This window comes from Nocardia sp. NBC_01327 (genome assembly GCF_035958815.1).
Lineage (GTDB): Bacteria > Actinomycetota > Actinomycetes > Mycobacteriales > Mycobacteriaceae > Nocardia.
Map to the genome: position 1 here is coordinate 8919381 of NZ_CP108383.1, position 17366 is coordinate 8936746.

24 protein-coding genes are annotated in these 17366 nt (G+C 65.9%); 7 read left to right on the forward strand and 17 right to left on the reverse strand.

Annotation, left to right across the window (positions count from 1 at the left end):
• Positions 1 to 53 precede the first annotated feature (53 nt).
• Entirely contained in the window at positions 54 to 923 is an 870-nt protein-coding gene (locus OG326_RS40815) for a 1,4-dihydroxy-2-naphthoate polyprenyltransferase (RefSeq protein ID WP_327142422.1), read from the forward strand.
• A 2-nt stretch (positions 924 to 925) separates the two neighbouring features.
• Here OG326_RS40815 and OG326_RS40820 read toward each other — a convergent pair whose 3' ends face one another.
• From OG326_RS40820 to OG326_RS40835, 4 genes are all read right to left on the reverse strand, one after another.
• Positions 926 to 1306, reverse strand: a complete 381-nt coding sequence (locus OG326_RS40820; RefSeq protein ID WP_327142423.1) for a phage holin family protein — start codon at positions 1304 to 1306, stop codon at positions 926 to 928.
• A gap of 80 nt (positions 1307 to 1386) precedes the next feature.
• Complete coding sequence (locus OG326_RS40825; RefSeq protein WP_327142424.1) at positions 1387 to 1974, reverse strand: Clp protease N-terminal domain-containing protein; 588 nt, start codon at positions 1972 to 1974, stop codon at positions 1387 to 1389.
• Positions 1974 to 2195 (reverse strand): helix-turn-helix domain-containing protein, encoded by a 222-nt coding sequence (locus tag OG326_RS40830; RefSeq protein ID WP_067817856.1) that lies wholly within the window; start codon positions 2193 to 2195, stop codon positions 1974 to 1976. The genes OG326_RS40825 and OG326_RS40830 overlap by 1 nt, the downstream gene beginning before the upstream one ends.
• Positions 2196 to 2263: 68 nt before the next feature.
• A complete protein-coding gene (locus OG326_RS40835) occupies positions 2264 to 2575 on the reverse strand; it encodes a hypothetical protein (RefSeq protein ID WP_327142425.1) in 312 nt (103 codons plus the stop codon).
• Positions 2576 to 2715: 140 nt separating this feature from the next.
• Between OG326_RS40835 and OG326_RS40840 the strand changes: the two genes are divergently transcribed.
• The gene (locus OG326_RS40840) at positions 2716 to 3600 is read left to right on the forward strand and encodes a helix-turn-helix domain-containing protein (protein ID WP_327142426.1); all 885 of its coding nucleotides are present in this window, start codon (positions 2716 to 2718) and stop codon (positions 3598 to 3600) included.
• Positions 3601 to 3637: 37 nt separating this feature from the next.
• Here OG326_RS40840 and OG326_RS40845 read toward each other — a convergent pair whose 3' ends face one another.
• Positions 3638 to 4723 (reverse strand): PLP-dependent cysteine synthase family protein, encoded by a 1086-nt coding sequence (locus tag OG326_RS40845; protein ID WP_327142427.1) that lies wholly within the window; start codon positions 4721 to 4723, stop codon positions 3638 to 3640.
• Positions 4720 to 5028 (reverse strand): DUF4229 domain-containing protein, encoded by a 309-nt coding sequence (locus OG326_RS40850; RefSeq protein ID WP_442790888.1) that lies wholly within the window; start codon positions 5026 to 5028, stop codon positions 4720 to 4722. The genes OG326_RS40845 and OG326_RS40850 overlap by 4 nt, the downstream gene beginning before the upstream one ends.
• A gap of 226 nt (positions 5029 to 5254) precedes the next feature.
• On the opposite strand from OG326_RS40850, the gene OG326_RS40855 reads away from it, so the two are divergent.
• The 5 genes from OG326_RS40855 (at position 5255) to OG326_RS40875 (ending at position 8356) form a co-directional block, all read left to right on the forward strand.
• Entirely contained in the window at positions 5255 to 5488 is a 234-nt protein-coding gene (locus OG326_RS40855) for a BldC family transcriptional regulator (RefSeq protein WP_297628623.1), read from the forward strand.
• A 72-nt stretch (positions 5489 to 5560) separates the two neighbouring features.
• Positions 5561 to 5761, forward strand: coding sequence for a hypothetical protein (locus OG326_RS40860; protein WP_327142428.1), 201 nt, complete (start codon positions 5561 to 5563; stop codon positions 5759 to 5761).
• A 129-nt stretch (positions 5762 to 5890) separates the two neighbouring features.
• Entirely contained in the window at positions 5891 to 6166 is a 276-nt protein-coding gene (locus OG326_RS40865) for a hypothetical protein (protein WP_327142429.1), read from the forward strand.
• Between the two features lie 198 nt (positions 6167 to 6364).
• Entirely contained in the window at positions 6365 to 7735 is a 1371-nt protein-coding gene (locus tag OG326_RS40870; RefSeq protein WP_327142430.1) for a DoxX family protein, read from the forward strand.
• 150 nt (positions 7736 to 7885) lie between these two features.
• The gene (locus OG326_RS40875; protein WP_327142431.1) at positions 7886 to 8356 is read left to right on the forward strand and encodes a winged helix-turn-helix transcriptional regulator; all 471 of its coding nucleotides are present in this window, start codon (positions 7886 to 7888) and stop codon (positions 8354 to 8356) included.
• 73 nt (positions 8357 to 8429) lie between these two features.
• On the opposite strand, the gene OG326_RS40880 is transcribed toward OG326_RS40875, so the two are convergent.
• From OG326_RS40880 to hemL, 11 genes are all read right to left on the reverse strand, one after another.
• Positions 8430 to 8678: a hypothetical protein gene (locus tag OG326_RS40880; RefSeq protein ID WP_327142432.1), complete on the reverse strand. Its 249-nt coding sequence runs from the start codon at positions 8676 to 8678 to the stop codon at positions 8430 to 8432.
• A gap of 146 nt (positions 8679 to 8824) precedes the next feature.
• Complete coding sequence (locus OG326_RS40885; RefSeq protein ID WP_327142433.1) at positions 8825 to 9211, reverse strand: hypothetical protein; 387 nt, start codon at positions 9209 to 9211, stop codon at positions 8825 to 8827.
• 145 nt (positions 9212 to 9356) lie between these two features.
• Positions 9357 to 9899, reverse strand: coding sequence for an ATP-dependent Clp protease proteolytic subunit (locus OG326_RS40890; RefSeq protein ID WP_327142434.1), 543 nt, complete (start codon positions 9897 to 9899; stop codon positions 9357 to 9359).
• Positions 9900 to 10018: 119 nt separating this feature from the next.
• The gene (locus OG326_RS40895; RefSeq protein ID WP_327142435.1) at positions 10019 to 10345 is read right to left on the reverse strand and encodes a helix-turn-helix domain-containing protein; all 327 of its coding nucleotides are present in this window, start codon (positions 10343 to 10345) and stop codon (positions 10019 to 10021) included.
• 76 nt (positions 10346 to 10421) lie between these two features.
• Positions 10422 to 10604, reverse strand: a complete 183-nt coding sequence (locus tag OG326_RS40900; protein WP_327142436.1) for a hypothetical protein — start codon at positions 10602 to 10604, stop codon at positions 10422 to 10424.
• Positions 10605 to 10775: 171 nt separating this feature from the next.
• Positions 10776 to 11768 (reverse strand): c-type cytochrome biogenesis protein CcsB, encoded by a 993-nt coding sequence (gene ccsB, locus OG326_RS40905; protein WP_327142437.1) that lies wholly within the window; start codon positions 11766 to 11768, stop codon positions 10776 to 10778.
• Entirely contained in the window at positions 11768 to 13396 is a 1629-nt protein-coding gene (resB, locus tag OG326_RS40910) for a cytochrome c biogenesis protein ResB (protein WP_327142438.1), read from the reverse strand. The genes ccsB and resB overlap by 1 nt, the downstream gene beginning before the upstream one ends.
• Positions 13396 to 14220, reverse strand: coding sequence for a cytochrome c biogenesis CcdA family protein (locus tag OG326_RS40915; protein ID WP_405134515.1), 825 nt, complete (start codon positions 14218 to 14220; stop codon positions 13396 to 13398). The genes resB and OG326_RS40915 overlap by 1 nt, the downstream gene beginning before the upstream one ends.
• Positions 14217 to 14849 carry a TlpA disulfide reductase family protein gene (locus OG326_RS40920; protein WP_327142439.1) on the reverse strand — a complete coding sequence of 211 codons (633 nt, stop codon included), beginning with the start codon at positions 14847 to 14849 and terminating at the stop codon, positions 14217 to 14219. The genes OG326_RS40915 and OG326_RS40920 overlap by 4 nt, the downstream gene beginning before the upstream one ends.
• The gene (locus OG326_RS40925) at positions 14846 to 15451 is read right to left on the reverse strand and encodes a histidine phosphatase family protein (RefSeq protein WP_327146757.1); all 606 of its coding nucleotides are present in this window, start codon (positions 15449 to 15451) and stop codon (positions 14846 to 14848) included. Before OG326_RS40925 ends, OG326_RS40920 begins: the two co-directional genes overlap by 4 nt.
• Positions 15452 to 15867: 416 nt before the next feature.
• Positions 15868 to 17205 (reverse strand): glutamate-1-semialdehyde 2,1-aminomutase, encoded by a 1338-nt coding sequence (gene hemL, locus OG326_RS40930; RefSeq protein ID WP_327142440.1) that lies wholly within the window; start codon positions 17203 to 17205, stop codon positions 15868 to 15870.
• Positions 17206 to 17366 lie beyond the last annotated feature (161 nt).

The window sequence follows — 17366 nt, forward strand, 5'->3', positions numbered from 1 at the left end:
TCGGGCCGGGCGCCGGGAGGTATCGGCGCGGCCCTCAGATTAGGCTGCGATACATGGCTACAGCAGCACAGTGGATCGAGGGCGCTCGGCCGCGCACTCTGCCGAACGCGATCGCTCCGGTCCTGGCGGGTACGGGGGCCGCGGCCTCCATCGACGGGGCGGTCTGGTGGAAAGCGGTGCTGTGCCTGCTGCTTTCGCTCTCCCTGATCATCGGCGTGAACTACGCCAACGACTACTCCGACGGTATTCGCGGCACGGACGACGACCGGGTCGGGCCGTTGCGCCTGGTCGGCTCGAAGCTCGCCAGTGCCCCCGCCGTGCGCAATGCCGCCATCGGCTGCCTGGCGCTCGGCGCGGTACTGGGCCTGATCCTGGTGTTCACCAGCGCCTGGTGGCTGCTGCTGGTCGGTGCGGGCTGCCTGGCCGGGGCGTGGTTCTACACCGGCGGCCGGAACCCGTACGGGTACAGCGGTTTCGGTGAGATCGCGGTCTTCGTCTTCTTCGGCCTGGTGGCGGTGCTCGGCACCGAGTTCGTACAGGCCGGGCGGGCGGAGTGGGCCGGACTGGCCTGCGCGATCGCCGTGGGCGCGTTCTCCAGCGCGGTGCTGGTCACCAATAATCTGCGCGATATCCCGACCGATTCGGTCTCCGGCAAGACCACGCTCGCGGTGCGCCTCGGCGATACCCGCACCCGCACACTGCATGTGGTGCTGCTGGCGGTGCCGTTCCTGGCCACCCTCGCACTCGCGGCCCGCACCCCGTGGGCCCTGGTCGGATTGGTGGCGCTGCCCCTGGCCGTCAAGGCCAATGAGCCGGTCCGCACCGGCAAGAACGGGCCGGGTTTGATTCCCGCCCTCGCCGGTACCGGACTCGCGCTGTTGATCTGGTCGGCCGTCACGGGCCTCGCGCTCGGCCTCGGCTGAGGTCAGTCCTCGTCGGGGACGAGGATTCCGAGCACCCAGTTCACCAGGGTGATGATGATGGCTCCGAATACGGCCGCCCAGAATCCCTCCACCCGCAGGCCGTACTGGGTGGTCTCGGTGATCTTGGCGGTCAGCCATAGCATCAGAGCGTTGATGATCAGCAGGAACAGGCCGAGCGACAACACCACCAGGGGCAGTGACAGCAGTTTCACGATCGGCTTGATCAGGGCGTTCACAATCGCGAACACCACGGTGATGGCCGCGATCACGAGCAGCTTCTTGGCAGTGGTGTCGTCGGGGCTCTTGATCTCGATACCGGTCACCCAGACCGAGGCGAGCCAGATCGCGACACCGTTGATGATCAGACGTAGCAGGAGCGTCATGCCCCGATCGTAGGGTGAGAACCCGTCCGGGGGTGATCTTCACACGCGCCGCCACCGCTTCCCCCGCGACCGGGCCCTGCTCATGCCGCGTTGTCGAGGTATTCGGTGACCGCGGCGCGCAGTGTGTGCACCGCGTCGTTGTCGCCGAGCAGCTGCCGCGTCGCCGCATTGGGCGCGCGCAGAATGCCCAGCAGCACATGCCCGGCCGCAATGTGGTTGTCGCCCCGGGTCAGTGCCTCGCGCAGAGAAAGCTCGAGAGCCTTCTTGGCATCCCGATCGAACGGAATGTGGCCCGTGGGGAAACCTTTCGGACCACGGAAGCGCCCGCGCCGCGGTTCGTCAACGGGGACAGCGCGTTCCAGCGCATCCTCACCGAAGGTGGCCTCCAGACTCTCGCGGACCGCGTCGAGATCGATGCCGATGGAGCGCAGGGCCTCCGCATCCTCCGCGCCGAGGGGATCGCCGGTTCGCTTGCGCGCCAGCGCCTCTCGCACGCCCTCCGCGGTATAGCCGCGTTCGGCGAGCATCTGCTTGAGCCCGTCGTCCGGTGAGGCCAGCAGCCCCAGCAGCATGTGCTCCATCTCCACGGAGGAGGAACGCAGTTCGCGCGCTTCCTCCTGTGCGACCACGATCGCGTACCTGGCCGCCTTGTCGAATCGTTCGAACATCAGCGGATACCGCCCTTCCGGTTGTACTTCTGGTGGACCGCCTGCCTGCTGACCTCGAGTGCGTCCGCGATGGCCTGCCAGGACCAGCCCTGCCTGCGGGCATTGGTGACCTGGATGGCCTCGAGTCGCTCGAGCAGCCGGCGTAGTGCCAACACCGCGCGGAGTCCGACCTGTGGGTCGGGACTGCCGGCGGCGGCCGCCAGAGTTGTTGCTTCGCTCATGACGTCAATTTACGTTGACATCGCGGGCGCGTCAACGAAAATTGACACAACCGGATTTGTTCTCGCCGTCAGTTCCAGGGGACGAACGGCGCGTAGTCGCGCACATGCCCGTCCACCCAGCCCCAGATCACCTCGGGCTCGACTTCGACGCCACTCTGGAACCGCAGCCGCCAGCCGCGGACTTCCTTCTCCCAGATATCGCCGTCACGGTCCTCGTAGAGTCCGAAGGCCGCGGGTTCCCATGCGTTCACGAACTCCCCGAATCCCGTCTCGACGATTCGCACTTCCTGCTGGCAGGCGACCGCAGTTTGCCCCGAGGTGAACACCCAGGGCCCCTCCGTGACATTGCCACCGGCCACCGACCTCGGATGCTGCCCCAACTCGACTCCTGATTTGTTGTTGTTTCAAACTATTGGAGCAGAACCGGACACCGCACACCCCTCGTCGACCATCCCGTGCGTGTATCACCGGACGACCGCGTGTGTACCAGACGGCAATACAAGTAAGGTCACCCTAAGTAATGAATGGAGTACCCACGTTCGGCGAGTACATTCGCCAGCGCCGAACGGCCGCCAATCTCACCCGCCCGCAGCTCGCCTGGCTGGCCAACCTCTCGGTCCCCTACCTGACCAAGATCGAGGGCGGCGCCAACCCCTCCCGCCGGGTCATCGAATCCCTCGGCACCGCCCTGGAATTGCCGGCCGCCGAGTTCGAATACGCCCTGGTGCTGGCCGAAGGCCCGTTCCCGCGGATCGAGGCCGATCACCCGACACCCACCGATCTCGAGTATCTGGAACTGCTCAATCCCAAGATCGCTGCGTACATTTCGGGCGCGATGGACATTCTGGCCATCAATTCGGCGCATGCGGAAGCCTTTCCGGAGCTCGACCCGGGCTGCAATTACGTCGAGTGGATGATGCTCAACCCGGTGGCGCGCACCGTGCTGGTCGACTGGCCGGGCGAGATGCGGCAGGCCGCCGGCCTGTTCCGGTTGCTGCTGGCGCGGCGCGGCCCGGACGAGCACACCCAGCGGATCCTCGACAACTGCCTGGAGAGTCCGGAGTTCGCCACCGTCTGGCGCACCGAATCGGTTTCCAATGAGCGACCCGATCGCACGAAGCTGGTGCGGAACCCGCGGACGCTGGCCATCACCGAGTTGCGGATCAACATCTGGCGTACGCAATCGAGCCTGCAGTCCTGGATGCTCGTGCTCGGCAGTGGCGTCGATCACCCGATGGCGGTCACGCGTCCAGTAATTCGCGAAAGGCCCCGCGCGTCAAGGCCTATTAACGCCGCCGAGACGGCCGAATCCCCCGGCCGACGCTCACAGATGGAAGCTTCGCTACGCGAACCGACATCAACACAGTCGCTACAGCAAACCAGTAGCAATCAATTGGATGGGTGATCAACCCTTCTCATCCGACCGCCGTGCCGTGGGAAAACTAGCCGGACCAATGACCGGTAGCGATGAATCGATCGATGACGGCGGTGGGCTCCACCAGGCTCAGCCCCTGACCGGCAACCCAATCGTCATTGAAATAGGTTCCGGCATAACGGTCTCCACCGTCACACAGCAGAGTCACCACACTGCCGGTACGATTCGCGGCGATCATGTCGGCAATCAGGGCAAATGCGCCCCACAGATTGGTGCCGGTGGACCCGCCGACCCGGCGGCCCAGCAGTGCGCTCGCATGCCGGGCGGCCGCAATCGAACCCGCATCGGGCACTTCGATCATGGTGTCGACAACCTGGCCGACGAACGAGGGCTCCACCCGCGGCCGCCCGATGCCCTCGATGCGTGAGGACATTCCGGTCTGATAGTCGGCGTCCGAAAGCTCGTACCCGCCGTAGAAGGCCGAATTCTCCGGATCGACCACGGCCAGCCGGGTGGCATGGCGGCGGTAGCGGATATAGCGGCCGATGGTGGCGCTGGTACCGCCGGTGCCGGCGCCCACGACGATCCACTCCGGGATCGGGTGCGACTCCAATGCCAGCTGATGGAAGATCGATTCGGCAATATTGTTATTGCCGCGCCAGTCGGTGGCGCGCTCGGCATGGGTGAACTGGTCCATATAGTGGCCGTTGCATTCAGCTGCGAGTCGCGCTGCCTCGGTATAGATATCCGGCGACTTGGCGACCAGATGTGAACGCCCGCCCTGCGCCTCGATGAGCGCGATCTTCTCCGGCGAGGTGGTAGCGGGCATGACTGCCACGAATTCCAGGCCGAGCAGTTTGGCGAAATAGGCCTCGCTGATGGCCGTCGAACCCGAGGAGGCCTCCACCACGGTGGTGCCCTCGGTGACCCAGCCGTTGCAGATCGCGTAGAGGAACAGCGAGCGCGCCAGGCGATGCTTGAGACTGCCCGTGATGTGGGTGGATTCGTCTTTGAGGTACAGCTGCACACCCCATTCGGGGGGCAGTGGATAGCGCAGCAGATGCGTGTCGGCACTGCGTTGCGCATCCGCGTCGATCAGTCGCACCGCATTGTCGACCCAGTCGCGCGGCGCGGAATGATCGCAGCGTTTCACTTCTCTTCGCCTCGAAGGCGCGACATCAGCTGCTCCTTGTCCGAGCGCCGCTTCGCATCGAAGGCGGCAATGTCCCTATTGAGCTGTGTCCGAAGCTTTTTGAACAGCAGCAGCGAGAGCGGCAGGGCGATGAGCAGCGCGAACAGCAGCGCCACAATGATGGGGATATCGACATTCACGATCGCTGCGACGCCCAGAATAATGGCGGCGAGGACGGCGACCAGGGCGAGCCGGGCCAGGGTGTAGATGGCCAGGGTCTTGCCCATGCGGCGGCCCGCGCTCGCGGGCGGGGTTGCGTCACTCACGCGGAACAGCCTAGGTGACGGCGATTCGGGCGGACGCGGTGCCCTCTGCCCGAATGTCGCTGGATATTCGCTGCAACGGCCGAATCGGTGACCGCGAACACAGTACGGATATCCGTTTTGTCTATTACTTCCCCTTTACCAAATCGAGACTGTTCGAACACACAGGGGGTGCAGTGCAACGATGTCGCTACTGATGAGGGATCTGACGAAACGGAAAGGTTTGCGAATGACTGCGTTCACCGCGGCGAGCCGCGTAATGGGTTCCGTCAACGGCCAGGACACCCTGCTTACCCCAGGCCAGGTGGCAGCCCTGTTCCATGTCGATCCGAAGACCGTGACGCGATGGGCTCATGCGGGACGGCTCGGCTCACTGCGGACTCCGGGCGGTCACCGCCGGTTCCGCGAAAGCGAAGTATTGACGCTTCTCCGGTCTCTCACCACCGAGGCGACCCGCGTCTAAATCCCATATTTACCGTTCCGCGGTGCTGCGGGTACGGACACGGATTACCCTCGTTGGCAGGAGGTGAGCGACGTGACGTACCTGTTGGCACTCATCGCAGTAGTGGCCGTCGCGATGTTGTGCTGGAAAGCTTTCGGCCCCCAGCGACCGGCCCGCACCGGTGCAGCATCGGCACCACGTAAGCGCGTTATCGGACCCGATGACGACCCGGATTTCCTCTGGCGGCTCTCTCGCCAGCACCGAGACGGCGAACCCGGCTCCCCCGATCACTGAGCCCTTCTCCCAGGTCGGCGATTCTCTAGCAAACCGACCGTCCTGGTTATTTTCCAGCGAGACCGCTCCTGCCGGGCACCGCCCCGAGCGCATACTGGGTGACATCCGTATGCGACCGGAAGGTGCCCGATGGAAAAGGACGAGAACCTCTCACAGGATGCACGCCGCAAGCAGGGAGATACGCACTCCGCCGAACGCCGCGACCAACGCCGCGAAACAGAGGCGGCCCGCCTGGCCTCCGGCACCGGTCCACCGCCCGACCCGCTGATCGAACCCATGCAGGCCCGGGTAGCCGAGAACAATCACACCGACAACCCCAAATGGGACCGCGCCCGAGCCAAGGAAGCGACCGGCGAAGCCGTCAAACTCGCCAACGCCGACTCCATCGAACTCGACCCCAGCTGAGACCGAGAGATCCCCGCACCCGTCCTGGGCCGCGGGGATCTCTCGTCCGGCCCGAAGGCGATCCCGCGCAGGAAGTTCGGGGCACGAATTTCGGGGGCGGGGGCGCTCGGGGCAAGGGTTTTGCCGGATAGGACTGTCTCGTTCGCTGCCATAACGTTCTGGCCCGCAAGGCACTCGGCTGCGGGAGGGATCGGTGTGGTGACACAGTTGGCGGCGGCCGAGGTGATCGGCGGGGATGAGGAGCGGGCGGCGGGTGAGCGGTGGCATCCGCTGGCGCGCATGGGTTTCCGGTTCGGATTCGTGTTTTTGGGGATCGGGATGGCGGGGGCGTGGCTGACCTATGCGCTGCTGCGCTCGTTCGGGGTACCGCAGCGGACGGTGACCGCGGTGGCGGAGTGGACGGCGCTGCATCCGCTCACCGACGTGGTGGGTGAGCATCTCTTCGGCGTGCGCATCGATTTCACGCCGACCGGCAGTGGAGACACTGCGGCGCAATGGGTTTCGATCTTCACCTGGCTGCTCGTCGCCGTGGTGGTCACCGCCGTGTGGTCGGTGCTGGATCGGCGGCGGCCGGACTACTCGCGGCTGTACGAATGGTTCCGGCTGCTGCTGCGTGCCGCCCTGGTGAGCGCACTGCTGCTGTACGGGATGGTGAAACTGCTGCCCTCGCAGATGTCGTTCAGCCTGGACCGACTGGTGGAACCGTTCGGTGATATGAGCCCGATGGCGGTGCTGTGGGCGCAGACGTCACTGTCGCAACCTTACGAAATCGCCTTGGGCGCAGCGGAACTCACCGCCGCGCTGCTGCTGGTGCTGCCACGGACCGCCGGCCTGGGTTCGGTGCTCGCCGTCATCGTGACGCTGCAGATCTTCCTGCTGAATCTCACCTTCGATGTGCCGGTGAAGATCTTCTCCCTGCAGCTGTTCCTGTACGCGCTGGTGCTGGCCGCACCCCATATCGTCCGGACCGTCACGGCACTGGCCGGGGGCGCCGTGCCGGTCCGGAGCCCGGAGCCCTTGCGCACCACACCGCGCGGCAATCGGATTCTGCTGATCGCTCAGCTGGTATTCGGCGTGTGGCTCCTGTTCACCGCGATCACCGAGGGCGCCGATGCCTGGCACAGCTACGGCAATGACCGGCCGCACTCCCCGCTCTACGGCATCTGGGACATCACCGATTACACGGTGGGCGGACAGGATATGCCCGCGCTGGTCGACTTCAGCCGATCACCGGATGACAATCAAATGCTCAGCGCCACAGTGCGATTACGCCGGATCATCTTCGATATTCCCATCGGCATGACCGCGCAGCGCATGGATGATTCACTGTTCTCCCTTCCGGCGCAGATCGATACCGACCGGCATACCGTGATCCTGTCGAAGGATCTGGCACACCAGTTACGGATCGCGACGCTGGAATACCGTCAGCCGCAACCGGATCAGCTCATTCTGGAGGGACAGCTCGGCGGGCGTCCGGTACGAATGCAATTGACCCGAATAGACCTGCAGCGCTTCCCCGCCGTCGCTCGCGGCTTCCACTGGATGCAGCCTGTTCCCTACTTCCGTTAGGGCTCAGTAAGTTTCACGCGCGCCTACGCAACACTTTTCGCGCTCTCGGCCCTGATCACCGCAGCCCTCCTCCCCCGCCGGACCGCGCCCTGATCACCTCGCCCGATAGGGCATAATGGTCTTCAATTGCAACCAATCGGGAGGAGGCATATGACCACACCCCTCGGTTCCGGCCGCGAATGGACCGACCCGCTCTGTCCGGTCGCCCGCACCGTCGACCTCGTGGGCGACCGCTGGAGCCTGCTCATCGTGCGCGACGCCATGGACGGCGCGTCCACCTTCACCGACTTCCAGCAGCGCCTCGGCATAGCCCGGAACATCCTCACCGACCGCCTCCGCAAACTGGTCGACCAGGGCATCCTCACCACCAGCACCCTCCCCGGCGGCAAACGCCACACCTACCAACTCACCGCCCCCGGCCAAGACCTCTTCACCCTCATCGTGGCCCTGCGCCAATGGGGAGAACGCCACACCTTCACCCCCGACGAACCCCACTCAACCCTCGTCGACCACACCGGCACCCCCCTCCCCCAACTCCGCCCCGAAAACCACAGGGGCGACCCCGTCACCGCAGAAACCACCCGAGTCCGCAAGGTAGGCGAGGTGCGGGGTCCGGCCTGAGCGGTCACAGAACGCTACTGGGCGGCGAAATATGCTGCTCCGGTGCGATCTTCGACCGCTCAGGCCGATTGCTTCAGTCGGTCCAGATGGACAGGTACCAGAGGCCGTCGTTGTGCTGGTTGCACTCGTATTCGTCATCGCTGGGGTCGAGCTTGCTGCCGTCGGGGCGGGTGAAGGTGCCGCCCTCGCCGTCGGCGTCACAGGCGGCTTCGGTCGCGTAGCTGCCGTCGACCTGCCATTCGGTGTCTTTGCTGGCGTGCGCGGTGCCCATAGCGGCGACCACACCGAGGGTGATCAGGGCGGTGGTGACAAGCTTCTTCATATTCTTCCGGAGTCCTTTTCACGAACGAACCCGGTCGACGGTCTCAGGTATGACCGACTGGCCGGGCCGAAACACCGTACCCCAGCGCTACGCCGAGTTCCTATCTTGCACAGCCGATTTCGAGATCTCCGGTGGTGTGTGCCAGATCAGTTCGCGGCGCGGAAGGCCGGGCAGCCGATGTTCGTCGCGCCCTTCGGCCCGATCTGCCCGTCGTAGGCCTGCAGATTGATGACACGATCGTTCGTATCGAACGTCGCGAGGAAGATCGTGGTGTCCGCATCCCATTCGGCGAAGGTCATTCCGGTATCGCCCAGTCCGGTAACCCAGGAGTCAGCCTGATTTCCGTTCGGTGCGCCCATCCCCGCCAGCACCGCATCCTTTGCGTCACCGACATTCAGCGAGCACCAGACAGCCGGCAGATTCGGTTCGGCGGAGGCACTGCCACCGCTGATGACAGCTGAAATGAGAACGGCGGGAAGCACTCCCACGGTCGCCATACCGATAATGCGGCCGGCAGATCGGCGCCGAGTCATAGATTCCCCTTCTGAGCATGCAGTACAACCGGCCATGTATAGCACGGCGACCTGCCCAGCCGATCAGCGGCGTTTCAGTTGCGGGAGAAGGGAGTCCGGACACCCATCGGCCCGGACACCCCTCGGAAGGTGCGACCAGCGTGAACTATTCGCGGGTGGCGGGTCCCTCGATCAACCCGTACTCGACAGCCTCGGAGGTGGTGAGTATCCGCTGTTGTTCGAGGTCCTGGCGGATCTGGTCGATGTCACGACCGGTGAGTTCCGCCAGACGAGTGAGCAATTCGCCGAACATGGCTCGTGCGTGCTCGAGTCGCGGTTCGACACGACTGAGCCCGCCATCCAGACGCACCGACGGCTCCCGCAGGACGAACTGGGCACTCCGATAGGCGTAGCGGTGCTCGCACGATGCCAGCACACCCAGCGCCGCACCGCCGAGCGTGCCGCTCACATAGGCGCTCACGGGCGCGCGAAGTACGTCCAGCACATCGGTCACGGTGCTGGCATCCAGCAGATCCGCTTCCAGCCCATACATTTCGAGCCGGATCGGCCCCCCGCTTTCCGCATCCAGCGTCAGCAATCGGGCGCACAACTCTGTGGCAGCCGCGGCGTCCAAGCGCCCGTGCGCGATCACCGTCCGCTGCGCGAGCGATGCCTCCGCCGATACCTCCGGGCGAGGGTCTATCCACACGTGCGTCGAGGGCTGCGGCGCCGGAAAAGACTGCGGTTCTTGACGTTTCGCCGGGTAGAAGTTCGGAAACTCCGAAGGCCAAGGCTGCCACTGGGAGGTAGGTGTGCTCGTCTCGATTCTCAAGGCTGTTCTCCGATCCGATTCGATTCAGCCGTATCGTTCGTCACGTGCAAGGTGATGCGGCTGTCGACCGCGGCGGCGTACCGCTGCAATGTCGAAGTCCGCACATCGACGTTCTCCGTCTCCAACCGCGCCACCGCCGACTGCGACGTGCCCATCCGGGCAGCGACTTCGGTCTGCGACAACCCCGCCGCCCGCCGCCGCTCAGCCAGCTCGGCAATCAGCCGCGCGCGATCCTCCGACATCCGGCGCATTGCCATCTCCCGGAATCCGGGCAGCACCGGGAGAGGTTCGTCGCCCGGCGACTCGGTCACCTTCTCACTCATACCTACAACGATATCTCACTTTAGATATATCGCCAGGTCCCGAGTTTGCCGATTCGAACCAGTTCCCCGCAACTACCTACACCTCGACGGGCACACGTTCCGAAGTGCTCGGAGCACGACTCGGCTGCTGGCTGACGGTGTAGGCGGCGTGTACCTCACGGCGGCGGTAGTCGAGGTCGGTGCCGCCGCCGAAATGCGAAGCGACACGCAGGGTTAGCCAGATGCCGACCGGCAGCACGGCCACAGTGGGGTCGATCACGACGTCTCCCTTAGGTTTCCGGTACGGACAGTCACAGACAACTGGACAGTACAAGCACCTCGACCCGCGAAGGAAGCTTACCGAGACGTGATGTCACACTCATTCGCCTCGGGACATGTCTGATCCACCAATGGCGAACGCGCCGAACCGGATCCGCAGAAGGCAGACGGGTTAGTTGAGGCCCGCGTAGCTGTGCAGGCCGCTTACCACGATGTTGATGATGAAGAGGTTGAAGAGCATGGCGGTGAAGCCGGCGATGTTGATCCAGGCGGCCTTGGTGTCGCGCCAGCCGGAGGTGGCTCGGGCGTGGAGGTAGGCGGCGTAGAGGACCCAGGCTATGAAGGAGCAGGTTTCCTTGGGGTCCCAGCCCCAGAAGCGGCCCCAGGCGGCCTCGGCCCAGATGGCGCCGAGGATGACGCCGGTGCCGAAGATGGGGAAGCCGATGATGGTGGTGCGGTAGGCGAGGCGGTCCAGCATCTGGGCGTCGGGGAGGCGGCTGGCGAACTGGCCGAAGATATTGTCGGACTCATGGCCTGCGGGCTGCCAGAGTCGGTACAGGAACAGCAGACTCGCGACGCCGGAGACCAGGAAGACACCGCTGCCGATGGATACCACGGTCACGTGCACGGGCAGCCAGTACGACTTCAGCGCGGGCACAACGGGTGCGGCGTCGACATGCAGTTTGGTGCCCGCCAGGAACAGCAGGATGAGCACCGGCAGCAGCAGGAACGACCACATGGCGCGGTAGCGCTGATCACGCAGCAGCACCAGGCCGACCAGCAGGGCGGCGGCGCACGCCATGGTGATGAACTCGAACATATTGCCGAGCGGAAAACGGTGAGTCGCGAAGCCGCGCAGGATGATCGACACCACATGCGCACCGAAGCCGACGAACAGCACGGCAAAAGCCATATTGCCCAGGCGTTCCGGGAACGCGCGCTGCGCGCGGTCGGAGGGAACGACCTTGCCGGGCACCTGCCCCGAAGCCGCGGGCACCGGATCCGGTGCGCCGCCGCCGACGGTCACCAGCTCCCGCGCGGTCGCGGGCACCGTGCGGGTGATGGCGAACTGCCACACCAGCATGATGAAGACCAGCGTATAGATCACGATGGCCGATTTGAACGCGAGATCGCTGTAGGAGGCGATGGTCTCGTTGATCGGCATTACTTCTCTCCCGTGTTCTCGGTCAGCAGCCGCTCACGCAATCGGTCGAATTCGCCGCCCCAACCAGCCTGGTCGGTGCGGGCCAATCCGCCCATTTCTACTACGGTACGTCGTTTTGCATCGTCCTCGGTGCCGGGGTACACCCGGAGCCAGATGCGCCGCCGCTTCACCAGCAGTGAAACGAGCAGACCCGCCATCATGGTCACCGCGCTCACCAGCACCCACTGCTGCGCCGGATCATGCGAGACCTGCAGATTCACGAATTCCTGCGCACCGTCGAAGGTCACCTTCGTGCCGTCGGACAGATTCGAGGATTCACCGGGCTTGAGATTCACCCGCTGCTCCTTGACCAGCCGGCCCTGCTTGATCATCTCCGGATCCAGCGAGAACAACGACTGTGCGCGACCGGTATCCAGCCCGGTATCACCCTTGTAGATATCCACCGCGACCATCGGATCCCGCATACCCGGATACATGGAGGTCAGCAGCGAACCGTGCAGCAGCGCGGTCGGCGCGAACAGGCCCTGGATGGCGACCTGATGCTTGCGCCGCTCCTCCTCGTTCGGATACATGCCGCCCGGCGGATCGATGCGCAGCACACCCGAGGACAGGAAGGTGGTGCCGTCGTCGGGCTTCCACTGGATCGTCTCGGTGCGCGTCTGCCCGTTCGGGAACGTCACCGTGAAGGTCGGCGCAAAACCGTGGCCCTGCAGGTAAACCCGGTCGCCGGCGACTCGCAGCGGATGATTCACCTGAATGGTGGTGTCGCGCCAGGTGCCGGAGTCCAGATCCTTACCGGTCTGGTACTGGATGTTCGAGGTGAACATGGAGGCCTCGCCCGTGGGCAGATAGTCGGCCTTGAAGTCCTTGACCCGTATACACATCGGGGCCAATCCGGTGCCGTCGTTCACATTGCCGGCACGGAAGGAGTCGAATACCGCGGGCGAGGTGGTGCAGAAACCCGGGCCGTCGTTCGCGATGACGACGACATTGCCCTCGTAGCCGAAGAGCTTGCCGATGGCGATGGCCGCCAGCAGGCAGACCAGCGCCAGGTGGAAGACCAGGTTGCCGGCCTCGCGGGTGTACCCCTTCTCCGCCGAGAGCGTGATCTCACCCTCGCGCGTACCCGGGAGCACCACGGTTCGCCAGCCGCGCAACTCTTTCCGAGCGCGCTCGATGACCTCCTCGGGCGTGCCCGCATCACTACCGCTGAAGTGGTGCGGCAGTCGCGCGAGATTGCGCGGCGCCTTCACCGGCGGCGTGCGCAGCGCCCGATAGTGATCGAGCACGCGCGGCAGGATGCAGCCCACCAGCGAAACGAACAGCAGCACATAGATCGCCGTGAACCAGAAGCTGGAGAACACGTCGAACAGCTGCGCCCGGTCCATCCAGCGACCCAGCGTCGGCCGGTTCCCGATATAGGTGTCGACCTTCTGCTTGTTCAGACTGCGTTGCGGCAGCAGCGCACCCGGGATGGCGGCCAGGGCCAGCAGGAACAGCAGCATGAGCGCGGTGCGCATACTGGTGAGCCCGCGCCAGGTATTGCGCAGCAGCGCGAGCGCGCGGCCGGGCAGCGACTGACGCGGCGGGCGGGCGGGGGCGGCGGGAGTTTCGATGGTTGTGGTCATCAGATCGGCAGGGTCACATTCGAGACGAAGGCGTCGCGGACCCAGGAGATGAACTGGTCCCACGCTCCGGTCACCAGGGCGATGCCGACGGCAACCAGCAGGATGCCGCCGATCACCTGAATGGTGCGGGAATTGCGGCGCAACCAGCCGACGCCGCGCAGTGCGGTCGCCGAGCCGAACGCCAGGATTACGAAGGGCAGGCCCAGGCCCAGGCAGTAGGCCACGATGAGGGCGACCCCGCGAATGGCGGTGGTGCCCTCGGTGCCCGCGGATACGGCCATCACGCCGGACAGGGTGGGACCCAGGCACGGCGTCCAGCCGAGCGCGAACACCGCGCCGAGCAGGGGTGCGCCGATGAGACCGCTCAGACGCCGCGGCTCCATGCGCGTATCCCGCTGCAGAGCCGGAATGAGTCCGATGAACGCCAGGCCCATCAGGATGGTGACGCCGCCGCCGATGCGCTGCAGCAGTTCACGATTCACATTCAAGGCCTGAATGGTGCCGAACACCGTGGCCGAGGCGAGCACGAACACCACGGTGAAACCGAGCACGAACAACCCCGCCGCACCCGCCACCCGCATGCGGCCGCGATGGCGTTCGGCGACCGCGGTGCGCTGCGCCGATTCGACCGTGACCGGCGGCGCTTCCGCACCGACGACTCCGGCCAGGTACGACAGATACCCCGGCACCAGCGGCACCACGCACGGCGAGGCGAACGACACCAGCCCGGCCAGCACGCACGCACCGAGCGCGAGCAGCAGCGGCCCGGTCGCAGCGGTCTGCTGGAACGAATCCCCCACGCTCGCAAGCACAGTCACATTCACTGGGCTGTCTCCGCGGCGAGACGGGTCACGGTGGGCTGCAGGTCATCGGCCAGGAGTGAGCGCAGGAAGACGGCGGCGACACGGTGATTGCGGTCGAGCACGATGGTGGTGGGGATGACGCTGGTCGGGAACTTGCCCCCGAGGGCGAGCAGGCTGCGCATCGACGGGTCGTAGATCGACGGATAGCCGATCTTGTTGTCGGTGACGAAATCCTGGGCCTTGTCCTGCTGGTTGTCGCGGACATTGATGCCGAGGAAGGCGACGCCCTTGTCCTGGGTCGCCGCGTAAACCTGTTCCAGCGCAGGCGCTTCCGCACGGCACGGGCCACACCACTGACCCCAGATATTGATGACGACGACCTTGCCGGGGAAGTCGTCCACCGAGGTGGTCTTGCCCGCGGTCATGAGATCCGGGCCCGACAGCTTGCCGATGGTGCCGCGCGCGGACGGCGGATCGTAGGTGATGTCGGTCTTACCGCCGGGCGAGATGAATTCGAAGGTGCCGCCCTGCGCCACCGCGTCCTTACCTGCGGTCGAACAACCGGCGAGCACCGCCACCAGGGACAGGCTCGCCAGCAGGATCGACGCCGTACGCCGCAGCGATCCAGGCAGGGACGCGGACCCGCTCATGCCCCCGTCACCTTGGGATCCGAAGCCCCCGCGGGTTCGCTGTACACGATGTCGATCAACGTATCGCCCTGGTACACAAGGGAAGTGATGGACGCGAGCGAGCACTGGCGATTGCGCGGATCGTGCCACAGCCGCTGTCCCTGCAGGAAGCGCCGCAGCGTCCACACCGGCAGCTGATGCGACACCAGCACGGCCTCGCGACCGGCGGCCTCGACCCGGGCCTTGTTCGCGGCAGCCAGCATCCGGTGCGCGATCTGCAGGTACGGCTCACCCCACGACGGCGTGAACGGATCCCGCATCTTCCACCAGTGCCGCGGCTTGAACAGCGCGCCGTCACTCATGGACACCCGCAGGCCCTCGAAGGTGTTTCCGGCCTCGATGAGATTGTCATCGGTCCGAATGATCAATCCGTGGTGCGCCGCAATGGGTTCCGCGGTCTCCTGCGCCCGCTGCAGCGGCGAGGCCACCACCAGCGCGATATCGTGATCGGCCAGCGACCGCGCCACGGCCTGCGCCTGCGCCCGCCCCGTCACCGACAACTGGAATCCGGGCAGTCGCCCGTACAGAATCCCCTTCGGATTGTGCACCTCACCGTGCCGCATGACATGCACGATCGTCTCGGCATCGGAAGCCACGTCCCCGGGCAGCAGCACTCCGCTCACCTGCGGCGCGGCGCCTGTGCCCGACGCGTCGACATCGGTTTCGGTCACCTCGGCCGACTCGGCGGCAACGGATTCGGTCGCGCCCCCCTCCGCGTCGCTGCCCTCGGCGGAGCTGTCCACAACGGCTGCCGCAGCCCACTGGGCAACAACAGCCGCCAGCTCGGCGGCCGACGCCTCGGTTTCCACGGAAGCTGTTGCGGGGGTGACGGTTTCGTCCGGGAGGGAGACGGCGATGTGCTCGCCGGTCTCGGCCAGTTCCTCTTCCGCCTGGCGGATGGAGTCGAGGAGGCGGGCGGCCTCGGCGGGCGAGAGAGGGGCGGGCGCGGGGGCGGGTAGGCCGGTCTCGGGATTAGAGCTCACGCGGCGGATCCTTCGGGGGTGGCGGCGGCCGCGGCGCGCGCGGCGGCGGGGAGGGCGGCGGCGATGCGATCGAATGCGTCCTCGTCGAGTGCCGCGGAAACGAACCAGGCCTCGAAAGCGCTCGGCGGCGCGTACACGCCGGCCTCGAGCAGGGCGTGGAAGAAGGCCGGAAAACGCCAGGTCTCAGCGGCCTTGGCGGCGGCATAGTCGGTGACCGGGGCGTCGGCGAAGAACACGCTCACCATATTGCCCGCGAATTGCACCTGATGCCGGACACCTTCGGCCGCGAGCGCGTCGGTGAGCAGCGCGCCGAGCCGCGTCGAATTCCGATCCAGGGCCGCGTAGACCTGATCGTCGGCGGCGCGCAGCGTGGCCAGGCCTGCCGCGACCGCCACCGGATTCCCGGAGAGCGTGCCCGCCTGATAGACCGGGCCCAGCGGAGCCAGGCGATTCATGATGTCGGCGCGACCGCCGAAGGCCGCCGCGGGCAGCCCGCCGCTCATCACCTTGCCGAAGGTGTAGAGATCGCCTGCCACCCCTTCGAGGCCGTACCACCCGGATGCGCTGACCCGGAATCCGGTCATGACCTCATCCATGATGAGCAGCGCGCCATGGTCTTCGGTGAGCTTGCGCAGACCGGCGTTGAATCCGGGCAGCGGCGCGACCGCGCCCATATTGCCCGCCGCGGCCTCGGTGATCACGCAGGCGATCTCACCGGGATGCGCGGCGAAGGCCGCGGCCACGGCTTCGAGATCGTTGTAGGGCAGCACGATGGTGTCGGCCGCCTGCGCACCGGTGACACCGGGCGAGGTGGGCAGGCCCAGCGTCGCCAGGCCGGAACCGGCGTCGGCGAGCAGCGCGTCCACATGCCCGTGATAGCAACCGCTGAATTTGACGATCTTGGATCGACCGGTGAATCCGCGGGCCAGCCGGACCGCGCTCATGGTGGCCTCGGTGCCCGAGTTCACCAGGCGCACCCGCTCGACGGGGTCGACCCGTGCCGCAATGGCTTCCGCGAGCAGGATCTCGGCCTCGGTCGGCGCGCCGAAGGACAGGCCACCGGTGGCGGCCCGCTGCACCGCCTCGACAACCTCCGGATGCGCATGCCCGAGAATCATCGGACCCCAGGAACACACCAGGTCCACGTACTCGTTGCCATCGGCATCGGTCAGCGTGCACCCGCGCGCGGAGGCCATGAACCGCGGCGTCCCGCCCACCGAATTGAAGGCCCGCACCGGCGAATTCACGCCACCCGGAATGACCGCCGCGGCGCGTTCGAAAAGCTGGGCTGAGACCGGCACCGACGCCTGGCTCACACGCGGAGAAGAACTCACGGCACCCAGTGTCTCAGCCCGCGCAACCTCATCGACGACAGGGTGTAGTGGATGTGCGCCACCCCACCCCGAACCCGCAATCCTCGCACCCCGCCGCCTCTCCCGCATCCGCTGGCCGCTCCCCGCCGGAGACCAGGGAACATCCACCGAACCCTCCCCCA

What these genes read in the sequence shown, in the direction of transcription:
- ccsB (WP_327142437.1), bottom strand. Translation starts at nt 11,768, where the DNA reads ATGCCGATCAACGAGACCATCGCCTCCTACAGCGATCTCGCGTTCAAA.
- OG326_RS40895 (WP_327142435.1), bottom strand. Translation starts at nt 10,345, where the DNA reads ATGAGTGAGAAGGTGACCGAGTCGCCGGGCGACGAACCTCTCCCGGTG.
- OG326_RS40880 (WP_327142432.1), bottom strand. Translation starts at nt 8,678, where the DNA reads ATGAAGAAGCTTGTCACCACCGCCCTGATCACCCTCGGTGTGGTCGCC.
- OG326_RS40820 (WP_327142423.1), bottom strand. Translation starts at nt 1,306, where the DNA reads ATGACGCTCCTGCTACGTCTGATCATCAACGGTGTCGCGATCTGGCTC.
- OG326_RS40815 (WP_327142422.1), top strand. Translation starts at nt 54, where the DNA reads ATGGCTACAGCAGCACAGTGGATCGAGGGCGCTCGGCCGCGCACTCTG.
- OG326_RS40925 (WP_327146757.1), bottom strand. Translation starts at nt 15,451, where the DNA reads ATGCGGCACGGTGAGGTGCACAATCCGAAGGGGATTCTGTACGGGCGA.
- OG326_RS40830 (WP_067817856.1), bottom strand. Translation starts at nt 2,195, where the DNA reads ATGAGCGAAGCAACAACTCTGGCGGCCGCCGCCGGCAGTCCCGACCCA.
- OG326_RS40865 (WP_327142429.1), top strand. Translation starts at nt 5,891, where the DNA reads ATGGAAAAGGACGAGAACCTCTCACAGGATGCACGCCGCAAGCAGGGA.
- OG326_RS40875 (WP_327142431.1), top strand. Translation starts at nt 7,886, where the DNA reads ATGACCACACCCCTCGGTTCCGGCCGCGAATGGACCGACCCGCTCTGT.
- OG326_RS40885 (WP_327142433.1), bottom strand. Translation starts at nt 9,211, where the DNA reads ATGACTCGGCGCCGATCTGCCGGCCGCATTATCGGTATGGCGACCGTG.
- OG326_RS40840 (WP_327142426.1), top strand. Translation starts at nt 2,716, where the DNA reads ATGAATGGAGTACCCACGTTCGGCGAGTACATTCGCCAGCGCCGAACG.
- OG326_RS40920 (WP_327142439.1), bottom strand. Translation starts at nt 14,849, where the DNA reads ATGAGCGGGTCCGCGTCCCTGCCTGGATCGCTGCGGCGTACGGCGTCG.
- resB (WP_327142438.1), bottom strand. Translation starts at nt 13,396, where the DNA reads ATGACCACAACCATCGAAACTCCCGCCGCCCCCGCCCGCCCGCCGCGT.
- OG326_RS40825 (WP_327142424.1), bottom strand. Translation starts at nt 1,974, where the DNA reads ATGTTCGAACGATTCGACAAGGCGGCCAGGTACGCGATCGTGGTCGCA.
- OG326_RS40855 (WP_297628623.1), top strand. Translation starts at nt 5,255, where the DNA reads ATGACTGCGTTCACCGCGGCGAGCCGCGTAATGGGTTCCGTCAACGGC.